The sequence below is a fragment of the Candidatus Poribacteria bacterium genome, from assembly GCA_026706025.1.
GTDB lineage: Bacteria > Poribacteria > WGA-4E > WGA-4E > WGA-3G > WGA-3G.
Genome location: JAPOZO010000056.1, coordinates 235,451 through 252,160, shown reverse-complemented (window position 1 = coordinate 252,160; position 16,710 = coordinate 235,451). Strand labels below are relative to the sequence as shown.

The window sequence follows — 16,710 nt, the reverse complement described above, 5'->3', positions numbered from 1 at the left end:
ATACCGTCAAATTCGTCTATTACAAGGATTACGCGCTGATCGCCCAAAAGCTTGGAAAAGTTTGTAAAGAATCTTTGCATTGAAAGGTGATCGGTTATCTCTGCGTTCTGCAAAAATTCCGTCAATGCTTCGGAAAAGATCTCTCCGCGCCTCGTAAAAACATTTCCTATCGCTTCGAGAAGATCCTCGTAGAGACCGTCGTAAAAAACTGACGGGGTGCAGTCTTCATATACCTCAAAGTTCAAGGGGATTGGGAAGTACTCAGGTTCTTCGTCTGCAAATACGTCTAAGGCGCGTTGGAAGAAAGTCGTTTTGCCGGTCTGCCGTGGCGCGAAGATAACGATATAACGCCCCTCTTTGACACGCATGACGAAATCGGCAAGTTCAGTCGCGCGGCTGACGACATAGTTTTTCTCTGGATGGACGGGGCCTTGCGTTCCGAAGCGTCGCATTTTTTCTCCAAACTGTAGCACTAAGATTTTTATTCGGTGCCAGTTTGGATAAGGATACCATCTGAGGCTTTGATTGTCAAGCGGTTTTGCATAGGCATCAGAGCCATTCAATTTTAAGAAATTATTGGATTTCACGTCTTTTTTTACAGAAGCCGGTGCGGTTGGAATGCAGATCGCATTTGGGCGAGTACGCCGCAAAACCGCACCTACCGGGCCTGGTGGTGAAGATTCGATCGGAAAATGGAGAATTGAATGGTTTTGCATAGGCCTTGAGGATTATTTATCTGTGAGTTGTTGTGTTACCTCCTTGAGCTGGTCGGTTAAAACTTTCTGAGAATCCGCTAACGCCTTGACGCTTTGCGGTGTGATGTCCACGACATCCTGTTTCTCGCTGACGGCGTTGTGCGCGACGGTGGTCTTCAGGATTTGGTGCGCCAATGTTATGAATTTCATCGCGTCTGTCTGTTTCTTTTCCTGAAAGATGCATTGTTTGGCGTAGCCGAGCAAAATTTCTAATTCCCTGAGAACGTTTTCGGAGATGCCGAGGCTTTCGCCTCGATACTCGTTGAAGTACTGTTCTCGGGTTTGATTGAAGAGGTCGCGATACTTATTTGGAAACCGCGGATGGGTAATGTTAAATCTGCGGAGTTGATTCGAAATCTCTTGCTTGGTCTCTTCAAAGTGTTCTTCCACTTCCGCTTGATGATCTAAACGACACTCTCTGTAGAATGAACGATAATCTTTTGTGTACCAGTCTTGTCGGATTTTTTCCTGAAGCGTGTCGCGGTCTTCCTCAAATTTTGTGTTAGCATCGGCACCATACATTTGGCTGTAGTCTTCCTTATACTCTTCAAGGATTTCGGCGACCTCTTCATCTCTCTTGCGTTTGGCTTCCAGAGTCTCACCCTCATAAACTTCCATAAATTCTTCTTGCGTAAATTCTTCAAATTCAGGGGGTGGTGGCAGGTCGTCTGCGAATTCTTCAAGGAATGCTTCAACGACTTCAGCACGCGTCATGAATCGTGCGAAGTATTTGACGGCAAATTGTTTGTGTTTTTCATCTAATTTCATGCGAGTTTTCTCCTTAAAAAAAGATACCAATTTTCTTAAAAAGATACCAAATGGTATCTTTTTTTGCTTTTTGATGATTTTCCAAAAATGGTTGATAACTTAGTCCCTGTGTAGGTTCACGGACATTTTTCTTTGATGTCCGGTTTAAAAAAAATGTTACCAAGAGGTTGGTTGTCGGTTGTCAGAGGAACAGTTTTCAGTACGATTTTTCTGCGAAAAATCTTTCAGTACTCAGTTCTCATTGGGGCGCAAGCTAACAGCGGACGTTCCGACAACCGTGTGAATGATACCTCCATCAAACAATTAGCACAAGTCGTTTATTTTTTTACTTAATATATTTTACAATATTTATAATAGCATATATAATTAAAGAATTCAAATTAATTTTTTATTTCCGTAAAACAACCTCGGCCCCCAGACCGAGACAGGCGGTTTCCTAACGCTTTACACTTTTGACTTCTGAACTGTGATTTTTCTGATGGCTATGATTCCCATGATAAGAGAACCCATCACAAGCAACTGAATACTGAAAATCCAGCCCTGACGACTCAGCAGTTCCCCGGGAACGCCCCTCTGTAGAAACTTCAACACCACTATCAGTATCTCATTTTCCACCAGAGATCTTATCAGAAAAATCAGAAACATCACAGAAATCACAGTTCAGACTTAATAGGACGAGAATGGCACGAAAAATCTCTAAATTGACACCCATGGGGCGGTTCCAAACCACACCTACCGGGCCTGGGGAAAATCAGGATTACCGATTCAAATAATTAAACTTCATGGAACCGCACTGGGAAACCTGAAAGAGAAAATCCAATAATTTATCTAAAACTAAATATTCCTGGGTTGCAGGTTGCAAAAAGTCTTGCATCTGAGAGGTCAATTAGGATATAATGCAGTTGTGTGAGACTTCCAAAATGACCAACCCTTAGAAAGGAGATTTTAATGACAGCTTTCAAGTTTCTTGGCAGCATTATCTGTTTACTGGCACTTATCTTATGCTCTCAAAATGTCCATGTTCAGCAGTCTTTGGCAGCAGATCAGCAGAAACCGAATAAAACGCCGCAGGTGTCCAAGGTTACTTTTCAACTTATTGAAAGTATACGGTTTGCGGATGGCACGATAGTGGAATCTATCGCTAAAGATGAGATTGACTCCCTTTGGGACCTGCCTATCCGTCTGGGTGAGAATGATCATATTGATGGCGTAACGCTCACGAAAACGAGGGACGATAAGGTTCATGTGCGAACCTGTAGAGAATATGATTCAGCACTTCAGCGTGACTACTACCCGAGTAGTAATTTTGATGTCAAGATGTCATTTTTTTTCAAGCATCCCTGTGGATTGCTCAACGCGCTTGAGAAGGCGAGTGCGCCGAAAAAAAGTTTTATCTCAGATGCCAAAGTGGGGGTCGTCAACTTAGAATTGCTCCCTTTCGAGATGTTTTGTGAAAATCTGGCATCTAAATCGAGTTGGGATGCCGACAGAGATTTAGAGACGACATACCAGCAAAAGATTGATAATCAAGAACTTGTCGTTACCGAAAAAAGTCAAAATGTTTTGAATGTTGAGGGGTTCGGTATGGGGCAAATGCTAAAGGAGATGGTGCGGGCTGACTTTAACGATGACGGTATTGAGGACGTTTTGCTATTTGAGTACCATCATGTTACAAAAGGCACATTCGCCTACGGTGGGATTATCGTCTTAACCCGTAAATCAATGAATGGAAAATTTGAATTGCTCCGACCCCTTGCGTCTCAGGAATCTGCTGGATTTCCATATTGGTTATAGTAAGTATGAATTTCCAAACACACTGCGCCCGTTATCTACAAAACATCCACCGCACGCAAACCAGCACCGAGGCAACCCCAGAACTCTCCCTATACCCGTACTTCCAAACCTTTCTTGAAGAAGTGTTCGTTGACTATTTTGGCAGAAGCACCGTCACGCTCACACAAGAACCGCGACAACTGGAGCAGATTGGGAGACCGGATTTTATTGCAATGGATGGGTTGCTGCCTGTCGGTTATATTGAAGCGGAAGCCTACGGTAGAGATTTGGACGCGCTCACAGGACACGCGGCAGCACAGAACGCGCGCTTCATCGAAAACCTCGATAACTTTATCCTCACCAATTTCGTCGATTTTCGGTTGTATGCGGATGGGGTGTTACGCGCAACAGCAAATATTGAGGATTCGCCTGAAAATTTAAAGCGACTACTGGAGCGGTTTCTGGACGCTGGACAGGTCGAAATCACCTCGCCAGAGGTACTCGCGAGATACCTCGCCAGACGGACACGCGAACTCCAGACACAGATTGCGACGACGCTCACTGATGAAAACAGCGAGATTTACGGGATGTTCTCGGCGTTCAAGGAACTGCTCATCTCTACGCTGACACCTGCCGATTTTGCGGATATGTACGCCCAAACCCTCGCTTACGGGTTGTTCGCCGCACGCTGCACACTGCCGAATGCGACCCACTTCTCACGACACACTGCTACCGATGCACTTCCGCGCTCAAATCCGTTTCTCGTCCAACTCTTTCATCACGTGGCATCCCCGACATTGGAGACGAACGTTACTTATATTCTGGACGATATCGCAGCACTTCTCCGAAACGTCCCGACAGAGATGCTCCGCACGGCGTTTGCTGCGAGAAACCATCTCGAAGATCCGGTGATCCATTTCTATGAGACCTTCCTCGCGGAATACGATCCGCAGCGACGCGTCGATCGCGGGGTCTACTATACACCACCACAGGTTATCTCCTATATCGTTCGGTCTGTGGATAGTCTCCTGAAAACAGAGCTGAACAGATCGGACGGTCTCGCCGATGACAACACGCTCATTCTTGATCCTGCGACTGGAACGGGTGGTTTTTTGTTGTCAGTGTTAGATCATGTCCGAGAATATGTAGCGGCGACCTATGGCACGGGGGAGTGGACGCAGTATGTTAACGCCCAACTGGTCAGACGGATTTTTGGGTTTGAACTGCTCGTCGCGCCGTATACGATCGCACACCTGAAGTTGAGCCTGTTCCTACAAGCACAAGGCTGGCGCGCCAATGAACGGCTCGGTATCTATCTCACGAATACTTTGGAGCAACCCGACGAGATGCAGCCTTCTATACCGTTTGCTGGGTTTATCTCGGATGAGGCAAACGCCGCGCTTTCGGTGAAACGGGACGAACCACTGCTCGCTATCCTTGGCAATCCGCCTTACCCACAAGATTCTTCAAATCCAAGCCGCGAGGGTGGAAAGTTAACTTTCATTGGTGAACTCATTGAAGATTACAGACAGGTAGATGGACAACCACTTGGTGATAAAAACTCAAAAGTGCTGCAATCAGATTACGTGAAATTTATTCGGTGGGCACAGTGGCGGATTGATAAAAATGGTGAAGGTGTTATCGGTTATATTGTCAATAATAGTTTCCTTGACGGACCTACTTTTCGTGGCATGCGGCAAAGTTTGCTTAATAGTTTTAACGCTATCTATCTGCTCAATCTACACGGTAGCAGCAGAGTAACGGAGGTTGTTCCTGAAGCGGAAAACGACGAAAATATCTTTGACATCTCGCAAGGTGTGTCTATTCTGTTATGTGTCAAAAAACGCGATAACTCTTCACCAGCAAAAATCTATTACGCCGATATGTGGGGACTCCGAGGGGAAAAATACAAAGTCCTGTCGAAAACTGATGTCCAAACCACTGAGTGGAGCGAACTCCAACCGACATCTCCCTACTATCTTTTTGTTCCACAGGCAATCGAAAAAAGATCAGAGTATGAGGCAGGATGGATAATTACCGACATCTTTAAGACAGACTCGGTTGGAATTGTTACCGGACGGGATAAATTAACACTGCACTGGACAGCGGAAAAACTACGCGAGATTGTAACCGACTTTGTTTCACTTTCTGTAGATGACGCGCGCAGGAAATATCAATTGCCAAAGGATAGCCAAGATTGGAAAATTCATCGCGCCCAAGCAGATATCCGTAATCATCCTGATGTTGAGCAGCACGTCCAGTCTATCCATTATCGACCACTTGACACACGGTGGACATATTACACAGGTCAGTCATCTGGATTTCATGGACGACCGCGCCCTGAAATTATGCGTCACATGCGGAAGGAAAATCTTGCCCTTTGTGTTCATCGTGGTATCAAGAGTCCTATATGGCAACATGCTTTGGTAGCTAATCAAATCAGCGAAAAAAGTTATATTTCAAACAGAGGTGAGCCCACTGCGCACGTGTTTCCGCTATACTTGTATCCGAATCCTGAAGAATTGGGACTCTCAACAGAACGGTCGCTCAATTTCAAACCCGACTTTCTCGCCGCGCTCTCGGAGACGTTGGGACTCCCACAGACTGCACCGTTTAACCTTCCTGAAGGCGTATCACCGGAGGAGATTCTCGCCTATATCTATGCAATCTTGTATAGTCCGACCTATCGCGAACGGTATTATGAGTTCCTGAAATACGATTTTCCGCGCATCCCATTACCAGAGGATATTGCGCAATTCCGTACACTCGCAACGTTGGGGCAGCGTTTGATTGACTCACATCTCTTGAAAGATGGATCGCGACTACAAGTCGCTCCTACAGGAAGAAGGGTTTCGGCGGTGCATCGGTTTGAAGGTGAAGGTGATGGCGTAGTCGAAAAAGCGCGCTATTTGGATGAACGGGTTTGGATCAATCCGACCCAGTATTTCACGGATGTCCCCACTGCGGTGTGGGAGTATGAGATTGGTGCGTATCAGGTGTGTGAGAAGTGGTTGCGGGATCGGAAGGGTGAGGAATTGGGGCGTGCGGATGTGCGGCGGTATCGTGCGATTTTGGTGGCTGTTGCGGAGACACTTGCGGTTATGGGTGAGATTGATGCGGTTTTATGGTAGGTTGAAGAGTTTCAAAATGAGAGAACTCTTAAAATCCGCGAAATCCGTGCCATCCGCGATTTGCGGCGTACTCGCCCAAATGCGATCTGCATTCAGACGAAAACGCCGTCCACAATCCTGTAAATCACTTGAATCCCATAAATCATGGTTCACATCGTAGGTTGGGTTGAGCGGTGAAAATCAAAAACCTTACAATGTATGCGATGAATTTCTGGCTTCGATGCCGCATCCGAATAGATAGTCATAACGAAACCCAACAACCAAACGCTGATGATCTGAGGATACTACGCGCTGGAGGCGTTAGCACACGCGCAACTTTTATTTGACAACTGAGAACAAATGTGATTTACTATTGCCAAAAGGAGTAAAGTCATGTTAAAAACTATTCTGTGTTTCTCTGCATGTTTGTATGCAATCGCGTTGCCGTCCCACGCTGCGTTAACAGATCAAGACCTTGATAAGATCCGTCTGATCATCCATGAGGCGAACGCGCCGATAAAAGCCGAAATCACGTCCGTAAAAGATGAACTTTCAAAAGAGATCGTGTCCGTAAAAGATGAACTTTCAAAGGAGATCGCGTCTACAAGAGAGGAGGTCTCATGGGTGCGAGGCAAATTTGAAGGGCTTGACAAGCAGATGACTTGGATAATGGTTCTCATCGGTGCTGTTATAGGTATCCCACAAATCATTATGATATGGCGTAGCAAGAAGGATCGGGCACAAGAACGAGAGCTTCAAGTGCTCAGAGAGGAAATAGAGGTGTTGAAACAACAGCGTATTGTAAATCCTTGAGATAATGCGCACATGCTTACCGCAAAAACTAAACCTTACACGAAAACACTCAAAGAGACGATGCGCCGAAAGTCGGAGATTCTCTCAAAAGCGCAGGCATTTTGGGAAGTTGGTATGACGGAAACGGCGCAACCGCTTTGGCTATTCGCTGCCACTTATGAAGAGTATATCGCCCCGATGCTTGATGCCTTGGGTCGTGAATTGGAGGGAGCACTGCATCGGATTAGTGCGGCATCGTGTTATGAAAAGGCAGGGGATGCGAGTCGAGCGGTGAACCTTTATCGTGCGGCACTTTCGGGTCCGTTGCGTGAGGATACGCGGCAGGAAGTTGAAAATATGTTGCATGCTTGTCTTGTTGCGTTGAATCGTAAGCCGGTGAAAAGCATTCCATCTACAGAGAAAAACTGCCTGGTGCCATCCCGCTGGAACTGAGACCATCTGGATACAAATATACCCCTTAATCCGCGAAATCCGTGCCATCCGCGATAATCCGCGATTTGCGGCGTACTTGAAGAAATCCGCAGAAACACCCAAGCAAAAACTCCCAAATGCAATCTGCATTCAGACGAAAACGCCGTCCACAATCCTGTAGATCATTGAATCCCATAAATCATGTTCACATCGTAGGTTGGGTGGAGTGGTGAAAATTAAAAAAACTACAATTTACGTGATGCATCTCTGCCTTCAATGCCGCATCCGAATAGATAGGCATAACGAAACCCAACATCCAAAGGCTGACGATCTGAGGAGTGGACAGATGCGTTTCCATACAGATGTCGTCCACTGGAGTTGAGACGGCCCGAATGCAAAAATCTACTACAATCCACGTGATCCGCGAAATCCGTATCCCCCGCGATAATCCATGATTTAGACAAAAGCAGCGTCCGTAACCTTGTAAATCCTTTCGCTGTACTGAGGTTAAGAGGTGTGGGTGAACACGGTTCTTATTGTGCTCTGAACCAGACGCGCGCTGGACCATCCGTAAAAAACCCAAATTTATAGAACTTACGCAAATTGAACAGAAAATCGGAAACCTATTTTGCCGAAAAATCGCTATTGGGTTGTATTTAACTCCCTAAATCCCCCTTATCAGGAGGACTTTAAGAGGAAATGCGTAAGTCTTAATTTATTTTATTTCTTGCAGAATGCACGTTTTCCACCCCAAAATTGTGTCTTTAACAAACACGAGATATGTTCCGTGTTTTTAAGCGGATCCTTTAATCCATTTGCTATAAGGAAACACAAACTAAAAGTTTATGCGACAAGTGTCCACTTATTTTCGGATTTTACTACAAAAAGGAGATTCTTATGAAAATCCAATTGACTGCTAAATTAAAGTATGTATGCTTAGGGCTTTTCTTGGGTTTCGCTATATTTTTTGTCGGGAGCCTGAGTCGAGATATTGGGGCACAGGATGTACCAAAAGAACTCGATACATTGACGGTCAAGAGATTGAGAGTGCTTGAAGTTATACATGTCGGTGATGATCCTTTAAACCCGACAATCGCTATCGATGTGCGGAAAATAAACGGTGTCAATAATGGGGACATCGCTATTGATAACGGTGCCAGTACGATATCAATTGGGACAAGGGAAGATGGTGCGGCTGTCGCAATCAAAAGTCCGAGAGCGATGCTGAAGGTTGAAAACGAACGAGGTGCGTCAGCGGCGGTATCGGCATTTAATACGCATAATAGTTTTATCAATGTTAATCACGATAGAGGCGATTCGGTTATCTTAGGTGGACCGGAACCGGTTGTTTTAAGGATGTACAGTTCTGGGGACGTGCAGCAGGTCCTGTGGGACGAGATAATAGAAGCGCAATAGCCGTCAGCCGTCAGTCATCAGCACATAAAAGCAGTATTTCAAGTTTATAGCCTCTCTAATCTTGCAAATCACAGTTCAGAATCCAGAGGAAACAAGGGGCGGCGGACGTTGTGATATTCAAAATGCAACGGGTTCACCGCAGTCAATCCGGGTGTATCGACTTCAATAATCTGCCCCGCAATCGGTTCGTAGGCGGCGCGGTAGGCGACCGCGGCTTTGACGACGATCATCCGCATCACAGTCGGATCAATACCGAGACTTAACAACTGCTGGAGACTAAACGGGGTTTGCCGTCTGCTTGTCAGCACGATTAGAGAATCACCGACAGCAACGACAGTCGTTAACCCCTGATTGTGGTATCGCTGCCCGCCGTGCCGCGGTTGCGTCTCCTCATAGCTACCGTCATGGATCAGACGTACCTTGCCCTGAATTGCGACAGGATCACCGTGCAAATTATCCGCTTTCCCGCCGACATCTAAAACGACATCAGCCCCGACACCCGCCTGAATACAACTTTGCACACCCTCTGGATCGTAAAGCACGACGACGAACCCCGATGCCCCTTGTCGTTGCAACTCCGCCAAAACGAAAGTGCTATCCCCGGGTGAGCCGCCGCCGATGTTGTCCCCCATCTCGACCAGAATAACAGGATGCTGTTCAGACTGGATGGCTTGCGTGACTGCTTGTGCAGCATCGGGGAGATCGAGTGTGAGTTGTTCGTGGACGTTCCACAACATATCGGATAACCGATCAGCTTCCGTCTGTGCGAGTTGTGGGTTATCGTCCGTGACGACGACAAAGGCGGGCCCGGCTTCATAGACATCGGCATACGGATACCCCAATGCGACGTTTGCCGCGAGGACATCAGGACGCGTTTCGAGTTGCTTCGCTGCTGTGAGTATAGGCTCCATCGGTGGCACGCTGGTGTTATGATAGAGGATATTCAGGAGCATCGGTGGTTTGGCGAGTGCTTGCGTCGGCGTAACGTCATCCCTGAGGATCCGCATCATGAGTTCTGCTGCTTGTAGCCCGCGTTGGCGTTGATCGATGTGCGGCGTTGTCTTGTAAATCACGAGGACAGTCGATTCAGCGACCATCTGTTCGGAAACGTTGGCGTGTTGATCGAGCGTAACGACGATCGGAAAATCTCGACCAAAGGCATCTCGGAGTCGGCGCAAGACTTCACCATCGCCATCGGGGTAACTCTCGACGACCATCGCGCCGTGGAGTGCGAGGAGGAGTCCTTCATGTTTGGGTGCGGCTTTGAGGTGCTGGATTAACATCTCGGTGAATCGGTCGAAAGCGTCATCTGTTACGCGCCCTGCGGGTGTTGCCGAAGTCATGAGCGTCGGGTAAGCCGTGTAGTTGTATTCTGTTGCACCTTGGATGAACCCACCTATTTCGTGATGGGATTCGCCCCAGAGATTGACCAGGTTCCGAGCAAAGGTTTGCGAAAACGCGGCGAAGTCGGTGGGCGTCTCACTAAATGTATTGGATTCGTGCATGATGCCGCCGATAGCGATTGTTGTCATGGTGTTGTCCTTGTAAGTAGTTGTCAGTTGTCAGTACGATTTTTCTGCGAAAAATCTTTCAGTTGTCAGTTAAGAGACAATTTTTGGTGGATACTTTTCTCGTAGCTGCCATAAGAGTATGACTGGGTACTGAGTACTGACAACTGAGTACTATTCCAAAAATACCTTGACGGTTACACTTGAAATAGTGTATCATTTAACAATATTTAAATCTCCAATTTTCTACCAAGGTTTGGTTTGTAGGACCTATCTTTTTCAATAGAAGTATGACGCAAAACGGTACTGGGAAAAATCAGATCGAAGAAGCGATAGAGATCGCCGCCGAAGCCCACCAAGGGCAATATCGGAAAGGCACCGATACGCCTTACATTACACATCCTTATGCCGTCGGACTCATCTTAATGGAAGCGGGATGCACTGAGGCAGTAATCATCGCAGGTATCTTGCACGATACCGTCGAGGACACCGATCTGACGTTGGAATTTATTCGGGAACGTTTTGGGGATGCTATCGCAAATATCGTTGACGGTTGTTCAGAGGACAAGGCATTGCGGTGGCGCGCCCGTAAAACGGAACGGATTGAGGCGTTAAGAAGTGCCAGCCCCGAAGTCTGTACTGTGACGTGCGCTGATAAGCTTCACAATCTACGGACTATCATTTCAGAACACGATCTCATCGGCGATGCTGTCTGGGATCGGTTTCACGGCGGTGTCGAAGATCAAGCGTGGTATTATCGGAGCGTTCTCGGTGCGATCGCAGACCGAGATGTCGCTTTACAAAAAAGGGTAGGACGTGCTAAACTAACTACGCCTGCTAACGGTGTGCGTGCTATACCCGATGCCAAAGACACCGCACCTCAGCAGGAACCATCCGATTGTAATGACGCTTGGAAGAAGCCTGCAGCAATAGACGTTGTAAACGCTCAACTCTTTCAACAGTTCCAGCAGGCTGTAGCCTATCTATTTGAAGGAAGGATGCCATGAAGATTGCCTACGCTTTTAGACGATGTACATCATACCCTTACAACGGTGGCGCGCTACCCACCGATGCAACAGATAGACGGCGGTTTTTAGAACACGCCAAAAAGATTGGGTTCGACGGGATTGAACTTCCGGGGCTGAACCTCCCTGACGCTGAAGTCAAAACACTTCGCGCAGAACTTGAAGATACAGGTATGCCATGCGTCGCAATTCGCGGCGGTGGTGGTGCTGCGAGGGACCCACAAGTCGCTGCAGCCAACAAACAACGGATGATAGATGCCGTCCACTTCGCGGCGAAAATGGGTGCGGGCATTGTTAATTCCACAGTCACTACACCGCCCGACGATCCGGGTGGCAAAGGGACGTATCGTGGCGAATCCGTCTCACAGGGCTCAAGCCGTCAAGCGAATGATGAAGATTACGAACGGACTGCGAAAGCTGTGAGTGAAGTCGCCGTTATCGCCGCGGACCTCGGTGTCGAGATTTCCATAGAAATCCATCAAAATTCAATAGCGGACAACAGTGCGTCAACGCTACGGTTGTTAGCATTAATTGACGCGCCGAATGTCGGCATAAATCCGGATTTGGGTAATGTCTATTGGACTTACGACATTCCAGAGGAGACGTGTGAAGCCGCAATCGCAGCGGTTGCACCACATGTCAACTATTGGCATTGCAAGAGCCTCTATCGGGTGCATATTCCAGAGCTGGAAACGGCTATCTATGTCCAAGTCCCACTGCCCGATGGTGAAATCGACTATCGCTTCGCAATCGCGGCGGCACTTGATGCTGGCTACGATGGCTATCTGGCGATCGAGGGTATCCGCGACGGCGACCAGTTCCATCAAGATGGACGGAGCGTGGCGTACGTAAAATCTGTTCTGGAGGATTTACAGTAACAACTGACGTATTCCAAGTGAGCGTAAATTGTTACCGGAAACCTCTTAACTGGCAACTCTCACTGCGAGGCAAACCGAAAACTGACAACCCTATTATGACACAACAGAAGATCCGTTTAACTGCGACTGTGAAATGCGCCGGGTGAGCATCAAAACTCGCTCCAGGGGAGCTGGCGCACATTTTAGATAACATCCCGAAATCCACCGACCCGAACCTCCTTGTCGGTACCGAGACCTCGGACGATGCCGGAATTTACCGTATTTCTGATGACCTTGCCCTCGTCAACACGGTTGACTATTTCACACCTATCGTTGACGACCCGTATACATTCGGTGCGATCGCCGCGACGAACTCACTGAGCGATGTCTACAGTATGGGCGGTGTCCCGAAAACGGCGTTGAATATCACCTGCTGGCCCAAGGCGGACTTGGATTTATCAATCCTCGGTGATATTGTCAGGGGTGGCACTGAAAAAGCGATTGAAGCGGGGGCTGCACTTGTCGGCGGACACACCGTAGACGCGCCGGAACTCATGTATGGACTTTCTGTAACGGGGATCGTGCATCCGGAGAAATTCGTCAAAAATTACGGGGCACGCCCAGGGGATGTCCTCATTTTGACCAAAAACCTCGGTATCGGTATCCTCACCACAGGCTTGAAGTTTGATAAGATCAGCGATGCGGTGCTACCACAACTTGTTGAATCAATGACTCGGCTTAATGCCTCTGCTTCCGCAGTCATGCTGAAGTATGGTGCGAGTGCTTGTACGGATGTCACGGGTTACGGGTTGTTAGGACACGCTTCGGAGATGGCGGCGGGCAATGGTGCCTGTCTGAAGATAGATAGTGCTGCGGTACCTCACTTTGAAGATGCCCCGGCACTCGTCGCGCAGGATACCTATACGCAAGCCTATCTTGCGAATATGACGTTCCTTGCCGACAAAGTTACGTTCCACACAGATAGCGAAGCGATGCGTCACATTCTGATGGAGGCGGAAACGTCTGGTGGGTTGCTGTTCTCACTTTCCGCCGAGAACGCTGATGCAGCGGTAGCGGAGCTCCGTGCAGCGGATTGCCCTGAAGCCGCTGTTATTGGAGAAGTGGTAGCAGGAGAAACCGCGCATATTGAGGTGTTTTAATGGCTGTCGGCTGTCAGCTATCAGCAGTCAGTTAAAGAGATTTGCTGTTGCTTGAACAGTAACCTCAACTGCCACAAGAATTCTCTTAACTGAAAACTGATAACCGACAACTGATAACTACTGACAACTGAAAGATTTTTCGCAGAAAAATCGTACTGACAACTGACAACTAATAATGACAAAAACAGCACTTGCAAAACAGATCCGTGAGGCTTCGTATCTCACAGGTGAATTCAAACTCCGTTCAGGAAGTATCAGTAATTTCTATTGGGATAAATACCGATTTGAGAGCAACCCCACACTGCTCACCGCGATTGCTGAAGAGATGGCGAAACGGCTCCCGTCGGGTTGTGACGGGTTGGCAGGTTTGGAATTAGGTGGTATCCCGCTTGCAACCGCGCTCTCATTAAAAACGGGAATCCCTTGCTTTTACGTCCGTAAGGAAGCAAAAACTTATGGCACCTGTAATCTTATAGAGGGTGGGGTCAAAGCGGGTAGCAGACTTGTCGTGATAGAAGATGTGATTACAACTGCGGGGCAGGTTTGCACATCAATTGAGCAGATTCGTGCAGCGGGGTATAGAGTGGAACATGTCGTAGCCGCCATTGATCGGCAGGCAGGCGGCGCAGCAAAGATTCATGCACTTGGATGCACATTCGCGTCCGTTTTTACGCTTGCTGAATTAGAAGGAGAGTAGCAGTCAGCAGTCAGCAGTCAGCAGTCAGCGAGGGCCTCTGGTTCATCAAAGCCCTCTTTACTGATGGCTGAAAGCCGACAGCCGATAGCCATTAAAGATGAAGATACTGTTTATCGGAGATATAGTCGGCAATCCGGGCAGAGCAGCAACAACGAAGTTTCTGGAAGCGCATCGCGACAGGTATGATTTTATTGTCGCTAACGGAGAGAACGCGGCGGGTGGGAAAGGGTTGACATTTGAGATTGTTGATCAACTCTTGGCATCAGGTGTCTCCGCAATTACGACTGGAAACCACGTCTGGGATAATAAAGATATTTTCAACTTTATAGATACAACACCGCAGCTGATACGTCCGGCGAACTATCCAACCGAGGTGACCGGGCGCGGTGTGACCATCGTCTCTTCTGATGACGGGCAGACCCAACTTGGTGTCATCAACCTCGCTGGACAACTTTTCATGAACCCATATACCAACCCATTTCACGCCCTTGATACAATTTTGCCTGAGATAAAAGCCGTGACACCCAATATCCTTCTCGACTTTCACGCTGAAGCGACCTCTGAGAAAATCGCAATGGGTTGGCACGCTGACGGTAGAGTTGGCGCGGTGATTGGGACACATACGCATGTTCCGACAGCAGATGCGCGTGTCCTCCCACAAGGCACGGCTTATATTACAGATGTTGGGATGACGGGCCCCTATGATTCGGTTATCGGCGTACGAACGGATCTTGTGCTTGAACGGTTTCTGACGATGATGCCAGCGCGCTTCACTGTCGCTAAAGGCAATGTCAAACTCTGCGGTGCTGAGATAGAATTAGACGATAAAACGGGGCTGGCAGTGAGTATTGTGCCGCTGCAAGAGCAGTATTAGTTAGTTGTCAGTTGTCAGTTGTCAGTTTGCCTCGCAGTGAGAGTTAAAGAGGTTTCTGTGGCGGATACAGCAAACCGGGCTGCCACAAGGGGACTCTTAACTGAAAACTGTTAACTGAAAACCGAAAACTATTTCCTCTGATAACTGATAACTGACAACTGAAAGATTTTTCATGCCTCGCAGTGAGAGAAAATCGTACTGACAACTGATAACCAATTATGCAATTAGAATTTTCGATGCCAACACGAACTGTCCATAGTGTCAGCGACATAACAACCCTCTTGAAAAGGTTGATAGAGCAACATCCACCCTTCAGAAATGTGTGGGTGCAGGGGCAGGTGTCGAATTACAGTCGTTCTGGCGCGGGGCATGTCTACTTCACGCTCAAGGACGCGAACAGCCAAATCTCGGTTGCTCTTTTTCGGAACAATGCTTCTCGTCTCAAATTTTTACCGCAGGATGGTGAGGAGGTGATTGTGCAAGGGCAGCTGGGACTATATGCTACCAGAGGACAATATCAGATTATCGGTCAAAACGTGGAACCTGTCGGGATTGGTGCGCTGCAGAGAGCATTTGAGGAATTGAAACAGCGACTTGCAGACGAGGGATTGTTCGATGACATCCACAAAAAGACGTTACCAAAATTCCCGCAGAAAATCGGTGTGATTACGTCGGCAACAGGCGCAGCGTTCCAAGATATCTGTGGGCAGCTTCGTAAACGGTATCCGGTAGCCGAAGTGCTACTACATCCGTCCCTTGTCCAAGGTGACGGTGCACCAGAGGGCATTGCTCGCGCGATTGAGGTGATGAATCAGCGAGACGATATTGATGTGCTAATTGTCGGTCGCGGTGGCGGTTCGATTGAGGATCTTTGGTCATTTAACGAAGAACGTGTTGCGCGTGCGATTTTCGCTTCCACGATTCCGGTTGTGTCGGCAGTCGGACACGAGACGGATTACACGATCTCGGACATGGTAGCAGACCACCGGGCACCGACCCCGTCGGCAGCGATTGAACATATCGTCCCGGATCAGGATGAACTTTTGGCACAATTAGACGGTTTTGATGCGTGGCTGCGTACAACAATTCAGAGCCAATTGAATAGCCATGAAACGCGGATCGAAGCACTTGAGACACGGCTTGCACCGACACAGCGTAAGGATGCTATCTACCAACTTTACCAAACAGTAGACACCTTTGACGCAGCGTGTCGTAACGCAGCGAAACGTAACCTCACCGATAGCGAAAACAGACTTCACACACTTGCCCAACGGCTTGACGCGTTGAGTCCGTTAGCGACGTTGAAACGTGGGTATAGTATCAGCCGAAAAACAGATGGTGAGGTGCTAACAACAGCTGAACAGGTATCTGTTGGCGATAGAATCGAGGTGCAACTGGCGGACGGACATCTCGCTTGTCGGGTTGAAGAATTTCTGGATGAAGATCATCAAAAGTAATACTTAATCTGAAGAATAAATGGGCATTTCAGAGATTTAGAAGCGCAATGAAGGATCCGAATGTCCAAAGCGCAATAAATTGCGCT

14 protein-coding genes and 1 pseudogene are annotated in these 16,710 nt (G+C 47.9%); 11 read left to right on the top strand and 4 right to left on the bottom strand.

The window, feature by feature from the left end:
- A partial coding sequence (locus OXH00_13680; protein MCY3742060.1) for a hypothetical protein occupies positions 1–452 on the bottom strand: 452 nt, incomplete at its 3' end.
- Positions 453–728: 276 nt separating this feature from the next.
- Positions 729–1,523 carry a hypothetical protein gene (locus tag OXH00_13675; protein MCY3742059.1) on the bottom strand — a complete coding sequence of 265 codons (795 nt, stop codon included), beginning with the start codon at positions 1,521–1,523 and terminating at the stop codon, positions 729–731.
- 948 nt (positions 1,524–2,471) lie between these two features.
- Between OXH00_13675 and OXH00_13670 the strand changes: the two genes are divergently transcribed.
- The 4 genes from OXH00_13670 to OXH00_13655 all read left to right on the top strand — a co-directional run bounded on the left by OXH00_13670 (position 2,472) and on the right by OXH00_13655 (position 7,651).
- On the top strand, positions 2,472–3,317 hold the full coding sequence (locus OXH00_13670; protein MCY3742058.1) for a hypothetical protein: 846 nt from the start codon (positions 2,472–2,474) through the stop codon (positions 3,315–3,317).
- A 5-nt stretch (positions 3,318–3,322) separates the two neighbouring features.
- On the top strand, positions 3,323–6,427 hold the full coding sequence (locus tag OXH00_13665; protein MCY3742057.1) for an N-6 DNA methylase: 3,105 nt from the start codon (positions 3,323–3,325) through the stop codon (positions 6,425–6,427).
- A gap of 372 nt (positions 6,428–6,799) precedes the next feature.
- The gene (locus tag OXH00_13660) at positions 6,800–7,219 is read left to right on the top strand and encodes a PQ-loop repeat-containing protein (GenBank protein ID MCY3742056.1); all 420 of its coding nucleotides are present in this window, start codon (positions 6,800–6,802) and stop codon (positions 7,217–7,219) included.
- A gap of 12 nt (positions 7,220–7,231) precedes the next feature.
- Positions 7,232–7,651 (top strand): hypothetical protein, encoded by a 420-nt coding sequence (locus tag OXH00_13655; protein ID MCY3742055.1) that lies wholly within the window; start codon positions 7,232–7,234, stop codon positions 7,649–7,651.
- Positions 7,652–7,875: 224 nt separating this feature from the next.
- Here the strand turns inward: OXH00_13655 and OXH00_13650 are convergent, their stop codons facing one another.
- Positions 7,876–8,094, bottom strand: a complete 219-nt coding sequence (locus tag OXH00_13650) for a hypothetical protein (protein MCY3742054.1) — start codon at positions 8,092–8,094, stop codon at positions 7,876–7,878.
- Positions 8,095–8,527: 433 nt separating this feature from the next.
- Here OXH00_13650 and OXH00_13645 point away from each other — a divergent pair, with 433 nt between their 5' ends.
- Positions 8,528–9,046, top strand: a complete 519-nt coding sequence (locus OXH00_13645; protein MCY3742053.1) for a hypothetical protein — start codon at positions 8,528–8,530, stop codon at positions 9,044–9,046.
- A 68-nt stretch (positions 9,047–9,114) separates the two neighbouring features.
- Here the strand turns inward: OXH00_13645 and OXH00_13640 are convergent, their stop codons facing one another.
- A complete protein-coding gene (locus OXH00_13640) occupies positions 9,115–10,578 on the bottom strand; it encodes a M81 family metallopeptidase (protein ID MCY3742052.1) in 1,464 nt (487 codons plus the stop codon).
- Between the two features lie 266 nt (positions 10,579–10,844).
- Between OXH00_13640 and OXH00_13635 the strand changes: the two genes are divergently transcribed.
- The 6 genes and pseudogenes from OXH00_13635 to xseA all read left to right on the top strand — a co-directional run bounded on the left by OXH00_13635 (position 10,845) and on the right by xseA (position 16,624).
- Positions 10,845–11,561 carry an HD domain-containing protein gene (locus OXH00_13635; GenBank protein ID MCY3742051.1) on the top strand — a complete coding sequence of 239 codons (717 nt, stop codon included), beginning with the start codon at positions 10,845–10,847 and terminating at the stop codon, positions 11,559–11,561.
- A complete protein-coding gene (locus OXH00_13630; GenBank protein MCY3742050.1) occupies positions 11,558–12,457 on the top strand; it encodes a sugar phosphate isomerase/epimerase in 900 nt (299 codons plus the stop codon). The genes OXH00_13635 and OXH00_13630 overlap by 4 nt, the downstream gene beginning before the upstream one ends.
- A gap of 164 nt (positions 12,458–12,621) precedes the next feature.
- Positions 12,622–13,596, top strand: a pseudogene (gene selD / locus OXH00_13625) (selenide, water dikinase SelD).
- A gap of 175 nt (positions 13,597–13,771) precedes the next feature.
- A complete protein-coding gene (gene pyrE / locus OXH00_13620) occupies positions 13,772–14,293 on the top strand; it encodes an orotate phosphoribosyltransferase (protein ID MCY3742049.1) in 522 nt (173 codons plus the stop codon).
- Positions 14,294–14,390: 97 nt separating this feature from the next.
- On the top strand, positions 14,391–15,167 hold the full coding sequence (locus OXH00_13615) for a TIGR00282 family metallophosphoesterase (GenBank protein MCY3742048.1): 777 nt from the start codon (positions 14,391–14,393) through the stop codon (positions 15,165–15,167).
- 236 nt (positions 15,168–15,403) lie between these two features.
- Complete coding sequence (xseA, locus tag OXH00_13610; protein MCY3742047.1) at positions 15,404–16,624, top strand: exodeoxyribonuclease VII large subunit; 1,221 nt, start codon at positions 15,404–15,406, stop codon at positions 16,622–16,624.
- Positions 16,625–16,710 lie beyond the last annotated feature (86 nt).